This window comes from Rhodobacter xanthinilyticus (genome assembly GCF_001856665.1).
In the GTDB taxonomy this organism is placed as follows: Bacteria; Pseudomonadota; Alphaproteobacteria; order Rhodobacterales; family Rhodobacteraceae; genus Rhodobacter; species Rhodobacter xanthinilyticus.
Window position 1 is genome coordinate 2,368,564 of sequence record NZ_CP017781.1, and the last position, 17,411, is coordinate 2,385,974.

18 protein-coding genes are annotated in these 17,411 nt (G+C 67.3%); 8 read left to right on the forward strand and 10 right to left on the reverse strand.

Annotation, left to right across the window (positions count from 1 at the left end):
- Window positions 1–44 precede the first annotated feature (44 nt).
- Entirely contained in the window at window positions 45–698 is a 654-nt protein-coding gene (locus LPB142_RS11535; protein ID WP_068765886.1) for a TetR/AcrR family transcriptional regulator, read from the forward strand.
- On the opposite strand, the gene LPB142_RS19425 is transcribed toward LPB142_RS11535, so the two are convergent.
- Window positions 699–1,550 carry a hypothetical protein gene (locus LPB142_RS19425; RefSeq protein ID WP_071166461.1) on the reverse strand — a complete coding sequence of 284 codons (852 nt, stop codon included), beginning with the start codon at window positions 1,548–1,550 and terminating at the stop codon, window positions 699–701. It abuts the gene before it with no gap.
- A 240-nt stretch (window positions 1,551–1,790) separates the two neighbouring features.
- On the opposite strand from LPB142_RS19425, the gene LPB142_RS11545 reads away from it, so the two are divergent.
- Both LPB142_RS11545 and LPB142_RS11550 read left to right on the forward strand, forming a co-directional pair.
- On the forward strand, window positions 1,791–2,411 hold the full coding sequence (locus LPB142_RS11545; protein WP_071166462.1) for a TetR family transcriptional regulator C-terminal domain-containing protein: 621 nt from the start codon (window positions 1,791–1,793) through the stop codon (window positions 2,409–2,411).
- A gap of 111 nt (window positions 2,412–2,522) precedes the next feature.
- Entirely contained in the window at window positions 2,523–3,263 is a 741-nt protein-coding gene (locus tag LPB142_RS11550) for a hypothetical protein (RefSeq protein ID WP_156894368.1), read from the forward strand.
- A 10-nt stretch (window positions 3,264–3,273) separates the two neighbouring features.
- Here the strand turns inward: LPB142_RS11550 and preA are convergent, their stop codons facing one another.
- Both preA and LPB142_RS11560 read right to left on the reverse strand, forming a co-directional pair.
- Complete coding sequence (gene preA, locus LPB142_RS11555) at window positions 3,274–4,572, reverse strand: NAD-dependent dihydropyrimidine dehydrogenase subunit PreA (protein ID WP_068765882.1); 1,299 nt, start codon at window positions 4,570–4,572, stop codon at window positions 3,274–3,276.
- A 2-nt stretch (window positions 4,573–4,574) separates the two neighbouring features.
- Entirely contained in the window at window positions 4,575–5,912 is a 1,338-nt protein-coding gene (locus LPB142_RS11560; RefSeq protein ID WP_071167234.1) for an NAD(P)-dependent oxidoreductase, read from the reverse strand.
- Between the two features lie 291 nt (window positions 5,913–6,203).
- On the opposite strand from LPB142_RS11560, the gene accB reads away from it, so the two are divergent.
- The 3 genes from accB to aat all read left to right on the forward strand — a co-directional run bounded on the left by accB (window position 6,204) and on the right by aat (window position 8,819).
- Complete coding sequence (gene accB, locus LPB142_RS11565) at window positions 6,204–6,707, forward strand: acetyl-CoA carboxylase biotin carboxyl carrier protein (protein WP_068765880.1); 504 nt, start codon at window positions 6,204–6,206, stop codon at window positions 6,705–6,707.
- Between the two features lie 10 nt (window positions 6,708–6,717).
- On the forward strand, window positions 6,718–8,064 hold the full coding sequence (accC, locus tag LPB142_RS11570; RefSeq protein WP_071166464.1) for an acetyl-CoA carboxylase biotin carboxylase subunit: 1,347 nt from the start codon (window positions 6,718–6,720) through the stop codon (window positions 8,062–8,064).
- 119 nt (window positions 8,065–8,183) lie between these two features.
- On the forward strand, window positions 8,184–8,819 hold the full coding sequence (gene aat / locus LPB142_RS11575) for a leucyl/phenylalanyl-tRNA--protein transferase (RefSeq protein WP_071166465.1): 636 nt from the start codon (window positions 8,184–8,186) through the stop codon (window positions 8,817–8,819).
- Here the strand turns inward: aat and LPB142_RS11580 are convergent.
- The 5 genes from LPB142_RS11580 to LPB142_RS11600 form a co-directional block, all read right to left on the reverse strand.
- Complete coding sequence (locus tag LPB142_RS11580) at window positions 8,783–9,151, reverse strand: DUF2155 domain-containing protein (RefSeq protein ID WP_071166466.1); 369 nt, start codon at window positions 9,149–9,151, stop codon at window positions 8,783–8,785. The two genes, aat and LPB142_RS11580, sit on opposite strands and share 37 nt — an antisense overlap.
- Window positions 9,148–9,618 (reverse strand): outer membrane lipid asymmetry maintenance protein MlaD, encoded by a 471-nt coding sequence (gene mlaD, locus LPB142_RS11585; protein ID WP_071166467.1) that lies wholly within the window; start codon window positions 9,616–9,618, stop codon window positions 9,148–9,150. Before mlaD ends, LPB142_RS11580 begins: the two co-directional genes overlap by 4 nt.
- A gap of 18 nt (window positions 9,619–9,636) precedes the next feature.
- On the reverse strand, window positions 9,637–10,011 hold the full coding sequence (locus LPB142_RS11590) for an NADH:ubiquinone oxidoreductase subunit NDUFA12 (protein WP_068765875.1): 375 nt from the start codon (window positions 10,009–10,011) through the stop codon (window positions 9,637–9,639).
- Window positions 10,012–10,134: 123 nt separating this feature from the next.
- Entirely contained in the window at window positions 10,135–11,397 is a 1,263-nt protein-coding gene (gene clpX / locus LPB142_RS11595; RefSeq protein WP_068765874.1) for an ATP-dependent Clp protease ATP-binding subunit ClpX, read from the reverse strand.
- 133 nt (window positions 11,398–11,530) lie between these two features.
- Window positions 11,531–12,160, reverse strand: a complete 630-nt coding sequence (locus tag LPB142_RS11600; protein WP_068765873.1) for an ATP-dependent Clp protease proteolytic subunit — start codon at window positions 12,158–12,160, stop codon at window positions 11,531–11,533.
- A 199-nt stretch (window positions 12,161–12,359) separates the two neighbouring features.
- Here LPB142_RS11600 and LPB142_RS11605 point away from each other — a divergent pair, with 199 nt between their 5' ends.
- Together LPB142_RS11605 and LPB142_RS11610 are read left to right on the forward strand one after the other, a co-directional pair.
- On the forward strand, window positions 12,360–12,929 hold the full coding sequence (locus LPB142_RS11605) for a hypothetical protein (RefSeq protein ID WP_071166468.1): 570 nt from the start codon (window positions 12,360–12,362) through the stop codon (window positions 12,927–12,929).
- Window positions 12,930–12,939: 10 nt separating this feature from the next.
- Window positions 12,940–15,564, forward strand: a complete 2,625-nt coding sequence (locus LPB142_RS11610) for a methyl-accepting chemotaxis protein (RefSeq protein WP_071166469.1) — start codon at window positions 12,940–12,942, stop codon at window positions 15,562–15,564.
- A 70-nt stretch (window positions 15,565–15,634) separates the two neighbouring features.
- Here the strand turns inward: LPB142_RS11610 and LPB142_RS11615 are convergent, their stop codons facing one another.
- Together LPB142_RS11615 and uraH are read right to left on the reverse strand one after the other, a co-directional pair.
- Window positions 15,635–16,879, reverse strand: coding sequence for a urate hydroxylase PuuD (locus LPB142_RS11615; protein WP_071167235.1), 1,245 nt, complete (start codon window positions 16,877–16,879; stop codon window positions 15,635–15,637).
- 114 nt (window positions 16,880–16,993) lie between these two features.
- Window positions 16,994–17,350, reverse strand: a complete 357-nt coding sequence (gene uraH / locus LPB142_RS11620; protein WP_068765870.1) for a hydroxyisourate hydrolase — start codon at window positions 17,348–17,350, stop codon at window positions 16,994–16,996.
- Window positions 17,351–17,411: the final 61 nt, after the last annotated feature.

Genomic DNA, 17,411 nt, shown 5'->3' on the forward strand with positions numbered 1-17,411 from the left:
CATGACCTGACCATACGGTCAACAAAATTCCGAAAGGCCGCGCGGTGAAAGACGAGACGACAGGCAGTCGCACAAAAAACGGGCACTCGCGCGCCGCGACCCGCCGCGCCAATGAGGCTGCGATCCTGAAAGCGGCGGAAACCGTCTTCGCCGAGGCCGGCTATGGCGGCGCCACGATGCAGTTGATCGCCGATATGGCGGGCCTGCCGAAGGCCAATCTGCATTATTACTTCGCCACCAAGGAGGCGCTTTACCGCGCGGTCGTCGAGCGGATCTTCAAGATCTGGCTGAAGGCGGCGAATGTGATGGATGATGCGGCGGGCCCGGCCGAGGGGATCGGCGCCTATATCGAGGCCAAGATGGAGATCTCGCGCCGCCATCCGAACGGCTCGAAGGTCTGGGCCTCGGAGGTGATGCATGGCGCGCCGGTGGTGCAAGATTACCTCGAGACGACGCTGCGGGAGTGGACCGCGGGGCGCTCGGCGGTGATCGAACGCTGGATCGCCGAGGGCAAGATGGCGCCGGTCGAGCCCGCGCATCTGCTCTACATGCTCTGGGCCACGACCCAGCATTACGCCGATTTCAACCACCAGATCGAGGTCTTGAACGGCGGGCCGCTGAGCCCGGCGGCCTGGCAGGCGGCCAAGACCAGCGTCAAGGAGATCATCCTGCGCGGGATCGGCGTCGATCCGGCCTGATCAGGGCTGGGCGGGCGGCGCGGCGGGCGGCACCGCGGCGGGCGGCGCCGGCGGCCCCGCCGGGCTCAGATCGGGCGGCGCGATGGTCAGCATCGGCACCATCCCGTCGCCGCTCGTCGCGGGCAGATCGGTCGCCATGTCCTCGGCGCGCAGGACCGGCCCCGCCCCCGCCTCGCCGATCACCGAGCCCTCGGGCGGCAAGGCCTCGGGCGCGGCGGCGAGCGCGGCCCCCTCGGCCCCCTGATCCGAGCAGACATAGACCGCGCCGCCCACCGCCACCGCCGTGACCGCCACCGCCGCCAGCCCCGCCGGGCTGAGCCCCAGAACCGCGCTCGCGCCCATGTCGCGCAACTTGGCACCGAGCCGCGCCCCCTGCCCCTCGATCACCACCGCGCCGACCGGGTTGGCGCTGACCTGCGCCTCGGCCTCGCGCGCGATGCCGCTCGCATTGCCCATGATCCGCCCCGCCGCCGCGGCCGAGCCGTTCACCCGCTCGCAAAAGCTGCGCGAGGGCGCGCGGCAATGGCCCCAAGGATCGCGCGCGCCCGTCGCATAGCCGAGATAGGTGCCCGCCTTTTCATCCCATTGCAGACAGAACGGCGCGCGCCCCGCGTCATCGAGCTCGGGCGTGAGCGCGCGCAGCGTCACCAGCCCCGGGCAATCGACGCCCTTCTTGCCGCCCAAGACCTTCTCGCGCAGCGACCGGCTGCCCCGCAGCGCCTCGTTTTGCGGGTCATAAGCGAAGCCAACCGCCTCGCCGCGCAGCGAGGTGGTGCAGCGCACCAGCTCGGCACGCGCGGGAAGCGCGGCGAGCAGGCCAAGGCCGAGAAGCGGAAGCAGGGTCAGGCGCATCGGGTCTCCGGGGTTTTGGCCAGTTTAACCGCCGCGCGCGCGGGCGCGAAATGACGCTTTGGTGTGCAGCGCGCCGCCGCCGCCCGCGCCGGGGCGACAAAAGCGGCGATCTGATTTGACCTTTCGGTCAGGAACGGCCTATCCAGAGACAAGAGCCGCCAAAACCTGCGATTTGCGGCGCGGCGCGCGTTGATCGGCCGGGGGGGCTGCGCTATAGGCCCCGCAATTGGAGGACGCAATTTGACCGAAGCCACGCCCCCGCGCCCGCAGACCCGGATCCAGCGCCGCAACACCGAAGCGATCCTCGAGGCCGCGCTCGAAGTGTTTTCCGCGCAAGGCTTCCGCGGCGCGACGCTCGACCAGATCGCGCAGGCCGCGGGGCTCTCGAAGCCGAACCTGCTCTATTATTTCCCCTCGAAAGAGGCGATCCATGTGGCGCTGCTCGAGGGGCTGATGGATATCTGGCTCGCGCCGCTGCGCGCGATGGACCCGGCGGGCGAGCCGAAGGCCGAGATCATGGGCTACATGCGCCGCAAGCTCGAGATGAGCCGCGAGATGCCGCGCGAGAGCCGGCTTTTCGCCAATGAGGTGCTGCAGGGCGCGCCGCGGTTCATCGAGGGGATCGAGGGCGATCTGAAGACGCTCGTCGATGACAAGGCGGCGGTGATCGGCGCCTGGGCGGCGGCGGGCAAGATCGCGCCGGTCGACCCCTATCACCTGATCTTCTCGATCTGGGCGCTGACCCAGCATTACGCCGATTTCGACGTGCAGGTGCGCGCGGTTCTGGGCCCGGGGCGCGCCCCCTTCGCCGAGGCCGAGCGCTTTCTCGAGACGCTGTTCGAGCGGCTCCTCGCGCCCTGAGGCCCCGCGCCGTTAACCCTTTGCCGAGAATCCCGGGGAGATTCACGCTTGAGTAACCTCGGGCGCGCAGAATCGTCCATGGTGGGGGTGTTGAGTGCGAGGAGTGTGGGGATGGACCAGATTTCGGGGCTGATGCCTCAAATCGGCTGGTCGCCGCTGCTGATGCCAGCGACACCGAAGAAAGCTCCCGCCAGTACGGTGGAGCCTGCGGCGAAGTCCGCCAATCTCAATTCAGGCATGGAGGCGGGGGTGGATACCCAGACCCCGCAGGACCGTGCCCAACAGGTGCAGGCGCTCAAGGCGCAGGCGGCGCTGATCGTGCAAACGGCAGCGAGCCAGAGCACTTTGGCCGGCCTTGGCGTCCAGAGCGCGGGGGCCACGGGCTCCGGCGCGGAGGAAACCGTGCTCGCGACGCTGCTCGCGGGGATCGAGCCGCCGCCCGACCCCGATGCGCCGACCGGGCCGCCGCCAACCTTTGACGTGACGCCGCTCGAAGCGGCGGCCGCGCGTCGGCTTGCGCCGCCCGAGGCGCTGAGCCCCGATCCCGCGCCCGAGCCCGAGGCCGAGCCCCCGCGCGGGGCCGCGCCCGCCGAGGATGGCGCCGAGGCGCCCGCCGCGGCCCGTCAAGGCGCCGCCGCCGCCGCGCCGCCCGCCGCCGCGCCCGCCGGCTATGCCGCCGCGACAGGGGCGAGCGCGCCCGGCACCGCTGCCGAGGAGGCGCAACCGGAGAGGGAGACGCGCCCTCAGCCAGCCCAAGAGGCACAGCAGATCGCCCCGCAGGCTGGGAGCTCGCAGGGCGACTGGCATCAGATGGACAGCGCGCCCCCGCCGAATATCGACGTAACGCGCTGATCTGGTTGCTTTATTCGGCCGCGGCCACGGTCGGGTTGTTGGCGTGGGTGGTCCAGTTCTGAGCCGGGCCCACCGCCCGCCCGGTGCGGGGATCGACCTCGCCCAAGGGGAGCTGCTTCATCGTGATGCAGTCCACCGGGCAGACATTGACGCAGAGATTGCAGGCCACGCACTCTTCGTCCTTGACCGTGAAGGTCCGCTCCTCGTCCATGGCGATCGCCTGGTGCGAGGTGTCTTCACAGGCCGCGTAGCAGCGCCCGCATTTGATGCAATCGTCCTGGTTGATCACCGCCTTGGTGACGTAATTGAGGTTGAGATATTTCCAATCGGTGACCTTCGGCACCGCGCGGCCGACGATCTCGGCGGTCGAGGTGAAGCCCTTGGCGTCCATATAGTCGGAGAGCCCGGAGATCATCTCCTGCACGATCTTGAACCCATAGGTCATCGCCGCGGTGCAGACCTGCACATTGCCCGCGCCGAGCGCCATGAACTCGGCCGCGTCGCGCCAGGTGGTGACGCCGCCGATCCCCGAGATCGGGATCCCTGCGGTCTCGGCCGAGCGCGCGATCTCGGCCACCATGTTGAGCGCGATCGGCTTCACCGCCGGGCCGCAATAGCCGCCATGGGTGCCCATGCCGTCGATCATCGGCTCGGGGCAGAAGGCGTCGAGATCGACCGAGGTGATCGAGTTGATCGTGTTGATCAGGCTGACCGCATCGGCGCCGCCGCGCTTGGCGGCCTCGGCCGGGCGGCGGATATCGGTGATGTTGGGGGTGAGTTTGACGATGCAGGGCATGCGCGTGGTCTGTTTGACCCAGCGCGTCACCATCTCGATATATTCGGGCACCTGCCCCACCGCCGAGCCCATGCCGCGCTCGGCCATGCCATGCGGGCAGCCGAAATTGAGCTCGACCCCATCGGCGCCGGTCTCCTCGACGAGCGGCAAGATCGCCTTCCACGAGGCCTCGTCGCAGGGCACCATCAGCGAGACGACGAGCGCGCGGTCGGGGTAATCGCGCTTCACCGCCTTGATTTCGCGCAGGTTCACCTCGAGCGGGCGGTCGGTGATCAGCTCGATATTGTTGAGCCCCAGAAGCCGCCGGTCGGCGCCGAAGATCGCGCCGTAGCGCGGCCCGGAGACGTTGACGACGGGCGGGCCCTCGGAGCCGAGCGTCTTCCACACGACGCCGCCCCAACCCGCCTCGAAGGCGCGGCGCACATTGACTTCCTTGTCGGTCGGCGGCGCCGAGGCCAGCCAGAACGGGTTCGGGGATTTGATCCCCACGAATTCGGAACGCAGGTCAGCCATGATCAGGCCCCCATCAGGAAAGTGTGAATGTCTTCAGCGGCATCGCGCCCTTGGGCGACGGCGGTGACGGTCAGATCCTCGCCCGCGGGCGTGCAATCGCCCCCGGCCCAGACCCGCGCCCGCGCGGTGCGCCCCGCGCCATCGGTGCCGATCTTGCGCCCCGCGGGCTTGACCCCCTCGGGCAGCGCCCCGAGCGCCTGACCGATCGCGGAGAGCACCTGATCGGCCTTCAGCCGGAAGGTATCGTCAAGCTGGCGCAGGCCGGCGCCGCCGGTCTCGGTGCGCGCGAATTCGACCTCGAGCCCGCCCTCGACCGCATGGATCGCGACCGGCGCGGCATTCGTGATGATCCGCACGCCGTTCACCGCGGCATGGTCCTGCTCGACCTTGGAGGCCGGCATCTCGGCCTGGCTGCGGCGATAGACCAGCGTCGAGGTCTCGGCGCCCAGGAGCTTCGCCTGCACCGCGGCGTCGATCGCGGTCATGCCGCCGCCGATCACCACCACCTTGCGCCCCACCGGCAGCGTGGCGAGGTCTTCGGCCTGGCGCAGCGCGGCGATGAATTCGGTCGCCGGGGTGGCCAGATCGGCGCCCGGCACACCAAGGTCGTTGACGCCCGAAAGCCCGATCCCGAGGAAGACCGCGTCATAGTCCGCCAGCAGATCCTCGAGCGTGCCATCGCCCGCGCGCCCGAGCCGCCAGTTCTCGACCAGCGTGATCCCCCCGATCGAGAGGAGCCACGCGACCTCCGCCGCGGCAAACCCGCCCGGCGCCTTATAGGCCGCGATCCCGTATTCATTGAGCCCGCCCGCCTTGGCGCGCGCCTCGTAAATGGTGACCTCATGGCCCTTCATCGCCAGCCGATGCGCGCAGGCGAGCCCCGCCGGCCCCGCCCCCACCACCGCGACCGAGCGCCCGGTGGACGCCGCGCGCTTGAACGGCTGCGGGCCCTTTTCCATCAGCGTATCGGTGGCAAAGCGCTGCAAGCGGCCGATCTCGACGGGCTGGCCCTCGGCCGCCTCGCGCACACAGGCGCCCTCGCACAGCGTCTCGGTCGGGCAGACCCGCGCGCACATCCCGCCCAGGATGTTTTGCGACAGGATCGTCTTGGCCGCGGCGTCGGGCGTGCCGGTCGCGATCTGGCGGATGAAGAGCGGGATGTCGATCGTCGTCGGGCAGGCCGTGGCGCAGGGCGCGTCATGGCAGAAATAGCACCGATCGGCCGCGACGCGCGCCTCATGGGCGCTGAGCCGCGGCGCGATATCGGCGAAATTCTCGCAATAGTCTTGCGGCGAGAGCCGCCCCGGGACGACCCCGGGGGTAAGCTGGCTTGTGGTCACGGGTGGACCTCCCTGGCTGGCGTTTTGGTTTTTTTCCACGCTGCCACGGGGCTAAATTTTATCAAGTGGTAAAATTATTGCGAGAGCCTGGCCCGGCGTGAAAGCCCCGAAATTCCGCGCTGCGGCGGGGTGATTGCTGAAATTTTGGGCAGATTTTACCCGCCAGCCCGGTGCGCGCTGACGCTGCGGCAGTCGTTGCCGCTTTCCTCCCCCCGCATGCTGGCGTATAAGCATCGCGACAATAAGGGCCCCGAGGGGGCCCATTCCCTGACAGCACCTTCCGAGGATGGCATGAGCAAACAGACCCATGAAAACGACGTCGCCTTCATTCAGGCTCTCGCGGAGCTTCTGAACAAGAACGAGCTGACGGAAATCGCGGTGGTGCGGGAATATGGCGAGGATGACAGCCTCGAGGTGCGCGTGGTGAAACAGGCCACCGTGGTCGCCGCGCCCGCGCCGGTCTATGCCGCCCCCGCCCCGATGGCCCACGCCCCCGCGCCGGCCGCCCCGGCCCCGGCCCCGGCCGCGGCCCCGGCCGCCGAGGCCGACCCGGCCGCGCATCCGGGCGCCGTCGCCTCGCCGATGGTCGGCACCGCCTATCTCTCGCCCGAGCCGGGTGCGGCGGCCTTCGTCAAGGTCGGCGATACGGTCAAGGAAGGCCAGACGCTGCTGATCGTCGAGGCGATGAAGACCATGAACCACATCCCCGCGCCGAAATCGGGCACCGTCAAGCGCATCCTGATCGACGACGCGAGCCCGGTCGAATTCGGCACGCCCTTGATGATCGTCGAGTGAGGGCGCAGCCATGTTCGACAAGATCCTGATCGCCAACCGCGGCGAGATCGCGCTGCGCGTGATCCGCGCCTGCCGCGAGATGGGGATCGCCTCGGTCGCGGTGCATTCCACCGCCGATTCGGACGCGATGCATGTGCGCATGGCCGATGAATCGGTCTGCATCGGCCCGCCGCCCTCCTCGGAAAGCTACCTCTCGATCCCCGCGCTCGTCGCGGCTTGCGAGATCACCGGCGCGCAGGCGATCCACCCGGGCTACGGCTTCCTCTCGGAAAACGCGAATTTCGTGCAGGTGCTGGAAGATCACGGCATCACCTTCATCGGCCCTTCGGCGGCGCATATCCGCATCATGGGCGACAAGATCACCGCCAAGGACACCGCGAAAAAGCTCGGCATCCCGGTCGTGCCGGGCTCGGACGGCGGGGTCGCCGACGTGGCCGAGGCCAAACGCGTGGCCGCCGAAATCGGCTATCCGGTGATCATCAAGGCCACCGCCGGCGGCGGCGGGCGCGGCATGAAGGTCGCCGAAAACGAGGAGGCGCTCGAGATCGCCTTCCGCACCGCGCGCTCCGAGGCGAAGGCCGCGTTCGGCAATGACGAGGTCTATATGGAGAAATATCTCCAGAAGCCGCGTCACATCGAGGTGCAGGTCTTTGGCGATGGCCGCGGCAAGGCGGTCTATCTCGGCGAGCGCGATTGCTCGCTGCAACGGCGTCACCAGAAGGTCTTCGAAGAGGCGCCCGGCCCCTGCATCACGCCCGAGCAACGCGCCCGCATCGGTGGGATCTGCGCCAATGCCATGGCCGAGCTGCAGTATTCCGGCGCCGGCACGATCGAATTCCTGTTCGAGGATGGCGAGTTCTACTTCATCGAGATGAACACCCGCCTGCAGGTGGAACATCCGGTGACCGAGGCGATCTATGGCGTCGACCTCGTGCGCGAGCAGATCCGCGTGGCGGCCGGCGAGGCGATGAGCTTCGCCCAGGACGATCTCACCATCCGCGGCGCCGCGATCGAGGTGCGGATCAACGCCGAGAAGCTGCCGAATTTCTCGCCCTGCCCCGGCAAGATCACCCAGTATCACGCGCCGGGTGGCCTCGGCGTGCGGATGGATAGCGCGCTCTATGACGGCTACAAGATCCCGCCCTATTACGACAGCCTGATCGGCAAGCTGATCGTGCATGGCCGCGACCGCGACGAGGCGCTCGCGCGGCTCGGGCGCGCGCTCGGCGAGCTGATCGTCGACGGGGTGGATACCACGGTGCCGCTCTTCACCGCGCTCTTGGCCGAGCCCGATATCCAGCGCGGCGATTACTCGATCCACTGGCTCGAGAAATGGCTCGCCCGGACCTACGGCTGAGCCGCGACGCTGTTGAGACGCCCCCGCAAGGGGGCGTTTTTTCATGCCCGAAACCTGTTTGAACCCGCCGCGGTTTGCGCGCATTCTGGCCCGGAGGCGGCCGCAGGAGAGGGAGGGCGATGCAGGGATTGAGCGCGGAAATGCTGCTCTCGGGCTATGCGCAGGGCATCTTCCCGATGGCCGAAAGCCGTGAGGCGCGCGAGCTTTACTGGTTCGACCCGCAGCTGCGCGGCGTGATCCCCTTGCAGAAATTCCACATCTCGCGGTCTCTGGCCCGGGTGATCCGGCGCGAGACTTTCACTATTTCAACAAACGCGGCGTTTCGCGCCGTGGTCGAGGGCTGCGCCGACCGGCCCGAGACCTGGATCAACGCGCCGCTCGTCGCGCTCTATGACGAACTTCACGCCGCGGGCTATGCGCATAGTCTCGAGGTCTGGAAAGGTGGTGAGCTCGCGGGCGGGATCTTCGGCATCACGCTGGGCGCGGCCTTCTTCGGCGAGAGCATGTTCTCGCGCATCACCGATGCCTCGAAGGTGGCCCTCGCCTATACCGTCGACCGGCTGACCCAGGCGGGGTTCCGGCTTTTCGATACGCAATATCTGACGCCGCATCTGGCCAGCCTCGGCGGCGTCGAGATCCCGCGGCTCGAGTATCGCCGCCAACTCGCGCGCGCGCTCGAGCGGCCCGCAGAATTCACCGCCCCCGCCGTGCCCAGCCCTCAGTCGATCTTGCAGCGCATGACCCAGACGTCATAGCGCTGATGATCGAGCGCCGAGAGCGCCGGGTTCGAGGCGATCATCCAGCCCGCGAAGGCCGGTTTCTCGGCGCCCTTGTCGGCGATGATCAGATAGGCATAGGCGTTCGAGGACGGGTCTTCGGCCGGGTAACGGCATTCGCGCAGCGTCACCGTGATATGGCCGAATTCGGCGGTCTGGCCGGTGGCCAGCGTGATGTCTTGCGACATGCCCGCGACCTTGTCGAGCCCGCGCAAGACCGCGCCCGGCGCCTCGGCGAGCCCCTCCGGGGCCCCCTGCGCCGCGGCCGCGCCGCCCGCCAGGACCAGAGCCAGAACCAGTTTGCCGATCATTGCGCGCCCTCCTGCGCGGCGGGGGCCGCGCCGCCGCCTGCGAATTTCATCATCAAGGACAGAACCGAAACCGCGCCCTGGGTATCGGTGATCTCGGCGCCCGCGGCGAGCGTGTCGAGGCTGCCGCCCGGCACGATCTCGATATAGGCTCCGCCCATCAGCCCTTCGGACGCCACGATCGCCACCGAATCATCGGGGATCTGCACGCCCGGGTCGAGCGCGAGCGTGGTCTTGGCGAAATAGCTCTTCGGATCGAGTGCGATCGCGCTCACCGTGCCGATCTTGACGCCGGCGAGACGCACATCGGTGCCCACCGACACCCCTTCGACCGAGCGGAACGCCGCCTCGAGCGGATAGCTCGCGCCCGTGGGCGCCAGCCGCGAGCCGCTGCCCGCCCAGAGCATGAACCCCGCCGCCACCGCGACGACCGCCAGCCCTGCCAGAACCTCGGCCCGATTCTCGCTCATCGGAGCCCCCTTGGCGCCTTACTTCGGCTGCCACGCCTCGTAATCGCGGCGCTCCACCGGGGCGGCCTGACGCATCGAGCCCGCCGGCACATAGGCCGAGGCAAGGCCGGTCTGCGTGGCCATATGCGGCAGCTCCCACGGCTTGTGGGCGAGCGGCGCCTTGGTCGGCGGTTCTTTGAACGTATGGTGCAGCCAGCCGTGCCATTCGGTCGGAACGCGCGTCGCCTCGACATCGCCATTATAGATCACCCAACGTCGCACGCCGTCACGGGTCTGATAATAGATATTGCCCTGCTCATCCTCGCCCACTTTCACGCCTTTGCGGGCGGTATAAAGCTGGGTGCCAAGGGTCTGGCTGTTCCACCAGGTCAGAAGGCGCAGCAGAAATTTCATCTCGTTCCTCCGCAGAGCTTGCTTGGCCCCTTATAGCGCAGGCCGCGCCAAGGTCCAGAGTTTTGGGGGCAAATCGCCGCAGCCAAAAGCAAAACGGCGGGCCTTCGCCCGCCGCTTCCCGCCTCAGCCGGCGGTCTTGGGTTCTTTCTTTTCCGCGTAGATCAGCAGCGGCTTGGCCTCGGCGGCGTCGACCGCCTCCTCGTTCACCACGACCTCCTGCACATCGGTCATCCCCGGCAGGTCGAACATCGTGTCGAGCAGGATGTCCTCCATGATCGAGCGCAGCCCGCGCGCGCCGGTCTTGCGCTTGATCGCGCGTTTGGCGATCGCGGAGAGCGCATCGGGGGTGAAGGTCAGCTTCACGCCCTCGATATCGAAGAGCCGCTGGTATTGCTTGACGAGCGCGTTCTTCGGCTCGGTCAGGATCGTCACCAGCGCCGCCTCATCGAGGTCTTCGAGCGTCGCGATCACCGGCAGACGGCCGACGAATTCCGGGATCAGGCCGAATTTCAGCAGATCCTCGGGCTCGAGTTCCTTGAAGAGCTCGCCCACGCCGCGGTCATCGTTGTTCTTCACATCGGCGCCGAAGCCCATCGCCGTGCCCTTGTTGCGCTGCGCGATGATCCGGTCGAGCCCCGCGAAGGCGCCGCCGCAGATGAACAGGATGTTGGTCGTGTCGACTTGCAGGAACTCTTGCTGCGGATGCTTGCGCCCGCCCTGCGGCGGCACCGAGGCGACGGTGCCCTCCATGATCTTCAGCAGCGCCTGCTGCACGCCCTCGCCCGACACGTCGCGGGTGATCGAGGGGTTGTCCGACTTGCGGGTGATCTTGTCGACCTCGTCGATATAGACGATGCCGCGCTGCGCGCGCTCGACGTTGTATTCCGAGGCCTGCAGGAGCTTGAGGATGATGTTTTCCACATCCTCGCCGACATAGCCCGCCTCGGTCAGCGTCGTCGCATCCGCCATCGTGAACGGCACATCGAGGATCCGCGCCAGCGTCTGCGCCAGCAGCGTCTTGCCGCAGCCGGTCGGCCCGATCAGCAGGATGTTCGATTTCGCAAGCTCGATATCGGTCTTCGAGCTGTGGTTGAGGCGCTTGTAATGGTTGTGCACCGCCACCGAGAGCACGCGCTTGGCATGCATCTGGCCGATGACATAATCGTCGAGCACCTTGCAGATGTCGCGCGGCGTCGGCACGCCATCGGTGGATTTCAGCCCGCTGGACTTCGTCTCCTCGCGGATGATGTCCATGCACAGTTCGACACATTCGTCGCAGATGAACACCGTGGGGCCCGCGATCAGCTTGCGCACCTCATGCTGGCTCTTGCCGCAGAACGAGCAGTAGAGCGTGTTCTTGCTGTCGGAGCCGGAATTATTCGCCATCGTCTTCCTCTGCGCTGCCCGGGGCGCCCCCGGGGCCCTTGCGGGCTGCCCTGTCCGAAAGTCTAGGGCAGCCCCTATGTCACCACAATGCCAAAATGCCCCTCCCGGTTAAGGGAGGCTCACTTCTGGCAGATCACTTGTCGCTCTCGGCCTTGCCGCGATTCTCGAGGATCTCGTCGATCAGGCCCCAGGCCTTGGCGTCTTCGGCCGACATGAAATTGTCGCGCTCGAGCGCCGCTTCGACGGTCTCGTAATCGTTGCCGGTGTGCTTGACATAGATCTCGTTCAGGCGCCGCTTGAGCTTTTGCGTCTCCTGGGCGTGGATCATGATGTCGGTGGCCTGGCCCTGATAGCCGCCCGAGGGCTGGTGCACCATGACGCGCGAATTGGGCAGCGAGAATCGCATCCCCTTCTCGCCGGCCTGCAGCAGGAGCGAGCCCATCGAGGCCGCCTGGCCGATCACCAGCGTCGAGACCTTCGGCTTGATATATTGCATCGTGTCGTAGATCGACAGCCCCGAGGTCACCACGCCGCCGGGGCTGTTGATATACATCGAGATTTCCTTGGTCGGGTTTTCCGCCTCGAGGAACAGCAGCTGCGCGCAGATCAGCGTCGACATGCCGTCATGCACCGGGCCGGAGAGGAAAATGATCCGCTCCTTGAGCAGGCGCGAGTAGATATCGTAGGCGCGTTCGCCCCGCGAGGTCTGTTCGACCACCATCGGCACGAGCGTGTTCATATACGTCTCAATCGGGTCTTTCATCAGCCTGCCTTCCGTTGCCGTCTCACTGCATAACCGTAGATCTTTACGAGAGTCTTAGTAGCGCGCACCAGACGCTGCAAGGGTGGCCAGAAAATCTCGTTCTGCCAAGGCGGTTAATCTGCGGCGGTTAAACTGCTGGAAAGGGTTGATCGCTAAAGTGATCTCCAAATGTGATCCACTTCGCGTCTGGAGCCTGTCGATGTTCAAATTCCTCCCCCTCGCCGCCCTTCTCGCCCTCGCCCCCTGCGCCCAGGCCGCTGATGTCAGCGCCCAGGCCCAGGGCCTTGTCGCGGATGAGCTGCGCTCCTGGGCGCAGGATCCCGAGATCATCGCCGCGATCGAGGCACAAAATACCGCCCATGCGGGCTTCGACGCCGCCAGGATCGACGCGCTCGACAAAGCCTGGGGCGCCGAGGTCGGCGCCGCCGCGCAACCGACCATCGCCCCGGTGCTCGGCAATGCCGCCTCCGACACGCTGCGCGCCAAGATCGATGCCTCGCAGGGCCGCTTCACCGAAGCCTTCGTGATGGACAACCTCGGCCTCAACGTCGCCACCGCCTACCTGACCTCGGACTACTGGCAGGGGGATGAAGAGAAGTTCACCGCAACCTATGGGGCCGGCCCGCAGGCGGTCCATGTCAGCGAGGTCGAATTCGACGAATCGACCCAGACCTATCAGGTCCAGATTTCCTTCACCGTCACCGACCCCGCCTCGGGCGCCGCCATCGGCGCGATGACCGTCGCGGTCGATGCCGAGCAACTCAACTGACGGACAGATCATGACCACGATCCAGGCCTCCCTCCCCTTCTACCGCTCGGTGTTCTTCAAGACCCTGATGATGACCTTCGCCGCGACGATCTTCGCCGCGACGAGCCTCGGCATCGCCAATTACCGCAGCGCCCGCGCCACCGCCGTGCTCGAGGCGCGCGAGCATGTCGCCGCACTGACCCCGCTGATCGCGCGGCAGATCAGCGGCGCGCTGCGCTTTTCCAAGGCGGAGCCCGCCGATGACGCTTTCAAGGCGCTGATCGCGGATTCGGATGGGGAAGGCCTTGGCGCCATCGCGCTGCTGGCCGACGGAACCGTCCTCGCCGAGATCGATGCCGGCGGCGCCCCCGCGCAACTCAAGGCCACCGCCGCCACCGCGCTGAGCACCCAGAGCCCGGCCCGCTCGCCCGACGAGCTCACCTACGCGATCCCGGTGAAAGTCGGGGAAACCAATGTCGGCGCCATCGCCATCGCCTGGAGCGACAAGCGCGCCATCGCCGTGATCAACGCCCAGCTTCTCAAGAGCATCGCGATCACCACCGTGATCGCCCTGATCAGCCAAACGCTGATCGGCTGGGCCCTGCATCGCGGCCTGGCCCGCCCGCTGACCCGCGTCAACGGCGCCATGGCCCGCGTCTCGGCGCAAGATTACGCCCTCACCATCCCCGAAACCGGCCGCCAGGATGAAATCGGCGCGATCGCCCGCTCGCTCAGCGCCTTCCGCGACGACCTCGCCGCCTCGGAGGAGGCCAACCGCCTCGCCCTGATCCGCGGCGCCGCGCTGAGCGCCGGCACCACCGCCTTCATGCTGACCGACAACGATCACCGCATCACCTACATGAACGCGGCGATGCGCCACTTGCTGCACAAACACGCCGCCGCCCTGCGCGAGCTGCAGCCCGGCTTCGACCCCGAGACCCTGCTCGGAACCCGCGCCGATCAAATCCTGCCCTCGGCCCACCAGACCGCCGCCCCTCTCGACGGCGGCGCGACCGAGACCCTGCGCCTCGAACAAGAGCTCGCCTCCGGCGCGCTGACCGTGCTGATCAACCCGGTCTTCGATGCCGACGGCGGGAAGATCGGCCATGTGTCGGAATGGCTCGATGTCACCGAATCGCGCCAGAACGCCGCCATTCTCGAGGCGATGGATACCACCCAGGTCCGCGCCGAATTCACCGCCGACGGCAAATTGCTGCAAGCCAACGCGCTGTTTTGCAAGATGCTCGGTGCCCCCCTCGACACGCTGCGGATGCGCGATTTCGCCCCGCTCCTGCGCGATGCAGGCGGCTCGGACGCGATCTTTGCCCGCCTCGCGCGGGGCGACCAGATCGTCGGCCCCCTGTCGCTTGAGCGCGCCCCGCAACCGCTCGCGCATCTCGACGCCGTCTTCGGCCCGATCCGCGATCGCAGCGGCACCGTGATCAAACAGGTGCTGCTCGGCACCGACATCACCGAGATCGTCGAGGAACGCACCCGCATTGAAGCCGCGCGCGCCGCAGATCAGGCCGATCAGCGCAACGTGATCGACACCCTGCGCGCCGCGCTCGAGCACCTCTCCGAAGGCGACCTGACCCGGCCCATCGACACCGTGTTCCCCGGCGAATACGAAACCCTGCGCCAGGATTTCAACCGCGCGACCGCGACCCTGCGCAGCGCCATGCAAAGCGTGCTCGAGAAAGCCGATTCGATCCGCTCGGAAACCGGCCAGATTTCCCACGCCGCCGAAGATCTGTCGCGCCGCACCGAACAACAAGCCGCGACCCTCGAGGAAACCGCCGCCGCGCTGAACGAGCTGACCGCTTCGGTCGTCTCCGCGGCCGAGGGCGCCAAACGCGCCAACGAAATGGTCTCTCAAGCCAAGAAACACGCCGAGACCAGCGGCGAGGTGGTGCACGAGGCGGTGCTCGCCATGGGCGAGATCGAGCAAAGCTCGAACAAGATCTCCCGCATCACCGGCGTGATCGACGAGATCGCCTTCCAGACCAACCTGCTCGCCCTCAACGCGGGCGTCGAAGCGGCCCGCGCGGGCGAAGCCGGTCGCGGCTTCGCCGTCGTCGCCTCCGAGGTCCGCGCCCTCGCGCAACGCTCCTCGGACGCCGCGCGTGAAATCGCCAGCCTGATCTCCTCCTCCTCGACGCAGGTCAAACGCGGCGTCGAACTCGTCGGCCAGGCGGGCGAAACCCTGAACGGCATCCAGACCTCGGTTGCGGACATCTATACCACCGTTGCGGATATCGCCGGTTCGACCAGCGAGCAATCGGCGGGCCTTGCCGAGATCAACACCGCGGTGAACCAGCTCGATCAGGTGACCCAGCAAAACGCCGCGATGTTCGAGCAAACCTCGGCCGCCCATCAGTCGCTCCTGCAAGAGGCCGACAGCCTCGGCACGACCATGGCCCGCTTCCGCCTCGGCGCCCCGGGCGCGGCAGCCCCCCTCGCGATGCCCGCGCCGCCCCCCGCGCGCGCCTCGGCGCCGCATCTCAAAGCGGTTGCGAGCGCGCGCAAACCGGCCGGCCCGAACGTAGCCCCCCAAGCGGAGGCCAATCCGCCGATCGCCTTCAGCTCGGTGCGCCGCAACTCCGCCGCCCGCGCCCTGAAGCCCGTCCGGACGGAAGACGACTGGGAAGACTTCTGAGATCCAAGCAAAAGAGCGGCCCTGCGCCGCTCTTTTCACCTCCGCCGCAGCCCTCAGCCCGCCTCAGCCCTCAGCCTGCTGAAGCCAGCCCCATCGCCTGCCGATACCAGGCCCGAATGGCCGCGCGTTCAGCCTCCTCCATCAGGCTCAGATTCGCCGGCGGCATCGCATGGGTCAGCCCCGATTGCACATAGATCTGCCGCGCGGCGGCCGCGATCTGCGCCGGCGTCTCGAGATGCACCCCCTTCGGCGCCCGCCCGATCCCGTCGAACCCCGGCTCCGCCGCATGGCACATCGAACACCGCCCCATCACGATCCCGGCAACCTCGTCAAACCCCGGCGCCTGCACAAACCGCGCCTGCGCCGGCGCCAAAGCGGCCTCATCAAGCCCCACCGCCTCGTCGCCCGGGCCGAGCGAGGAGAGCCAGACCACCAGAGCAAACAGAACCGCCGTCACCCCCCAGGTCCACCAGGGCGTGCCCTTGTGCGCATGATGGCTGTTGAAGAAATGCCGGATCGTCACCCCCATCAGAAACACCAGCGCCGCGATCAGCCAGTTCCACGCGCTCGAGAAAGCCAGCGGATAGTGGTTCGACACCATCATGAACAACACCGGCAGCGTCAGATAGTTGTTATGGGTGGAGCGCTGCTTGGCGATCTTCCCATATTTGGGGTCCGGCACCCGCCCCGCCACAAGATCCGCCACAACGATTTTCTGGTTCGGGATGATGATGAGAAACACGTTCCCCGACATGATCGTCGCCGTCAGCGCCCCCAGATGCAAAAGCGCCGCGCGCCCCGAGAACACCTGCGTATAGCCCCAGGCCAGTGCCACGAGGATCACATAAAGCGCCACCATCAGCCGCGTGTTGTCATCCCCGAACCGGGTTTTGCAAATGAAATCATAGGCCAACCAGCCAAAAACCAGCGACCCGAAGGAGATCGCCACCGCCGCCCAGACCGGAATATCCGCCACCCGCGGGTCGACCAGAAAGAACTCCGCCCCGAGCCAATAGACCAGGATCAGCATCGCAAACCCCGACAGCCAGGTCGCGTAGCTTTCCCATTTGAACCAGGTCAGCTCGCTCGGCATCCGCTCGGGCGCCACGAGATATTTCTGGATGTGGTAGAACCCGCCGCCATGCACCTGCCAAGCCGCGCCATGCACGCCCCGCGGCGCCCCCGCCTCCGGCCGCAGACCGAGATCCAGCGCGATGAAATAGAACGACGACCCGATCCAGGCGATCGCCGTGATCACATGCACCCAGCGCACGGCAAACTGCGCCCATTCCAGCCAGAAGGTATAATCGAGCATGCTTCCCTCGTTTTGGCCAAGCATCCGCCCGCCGCGCCCGCGCTTCAAGCCCGCCGGGCCGGATTTCGCGCCCCGCCCGCCCGTTTTCTGACCCGAAGATCAAATTTCAGGCGATCAGCTCCCCCGATAGGTGCTGAACCCATAGGGCGAGAGCAGCAGCGGCACATGATAATGCGCCTGCGGGTCCGAAATCCCGAAACGGATCGGCACGATGTCGAGGAAAAGCGGCTCCGCCCCCGCCTGCCCGCTCGCGCGCAGGTAATCCCCGGCGTGGAACTCGAGCTCGTAAACCCCCGGCGCGAAGGCCCCGCGCGGCAGGATCGGCGCATCGGTGCGCCCGTCGGCATTGGTCTGCGCCTCCGCCACCAACCGCCGTGCGCCCCCTTCGAGCGCAAAAAGCACCACCCGCAGCCCCTTGGCGGGCTGGCCGCGCGCCGTATCGAGCACATGCGTCGTCAAATATCCGTCCATCGGAGCCTCCGTTTTGCCCGACTATGCGGCGGCGCGGCGCCGCTCACAAGGGCGCGCGCAA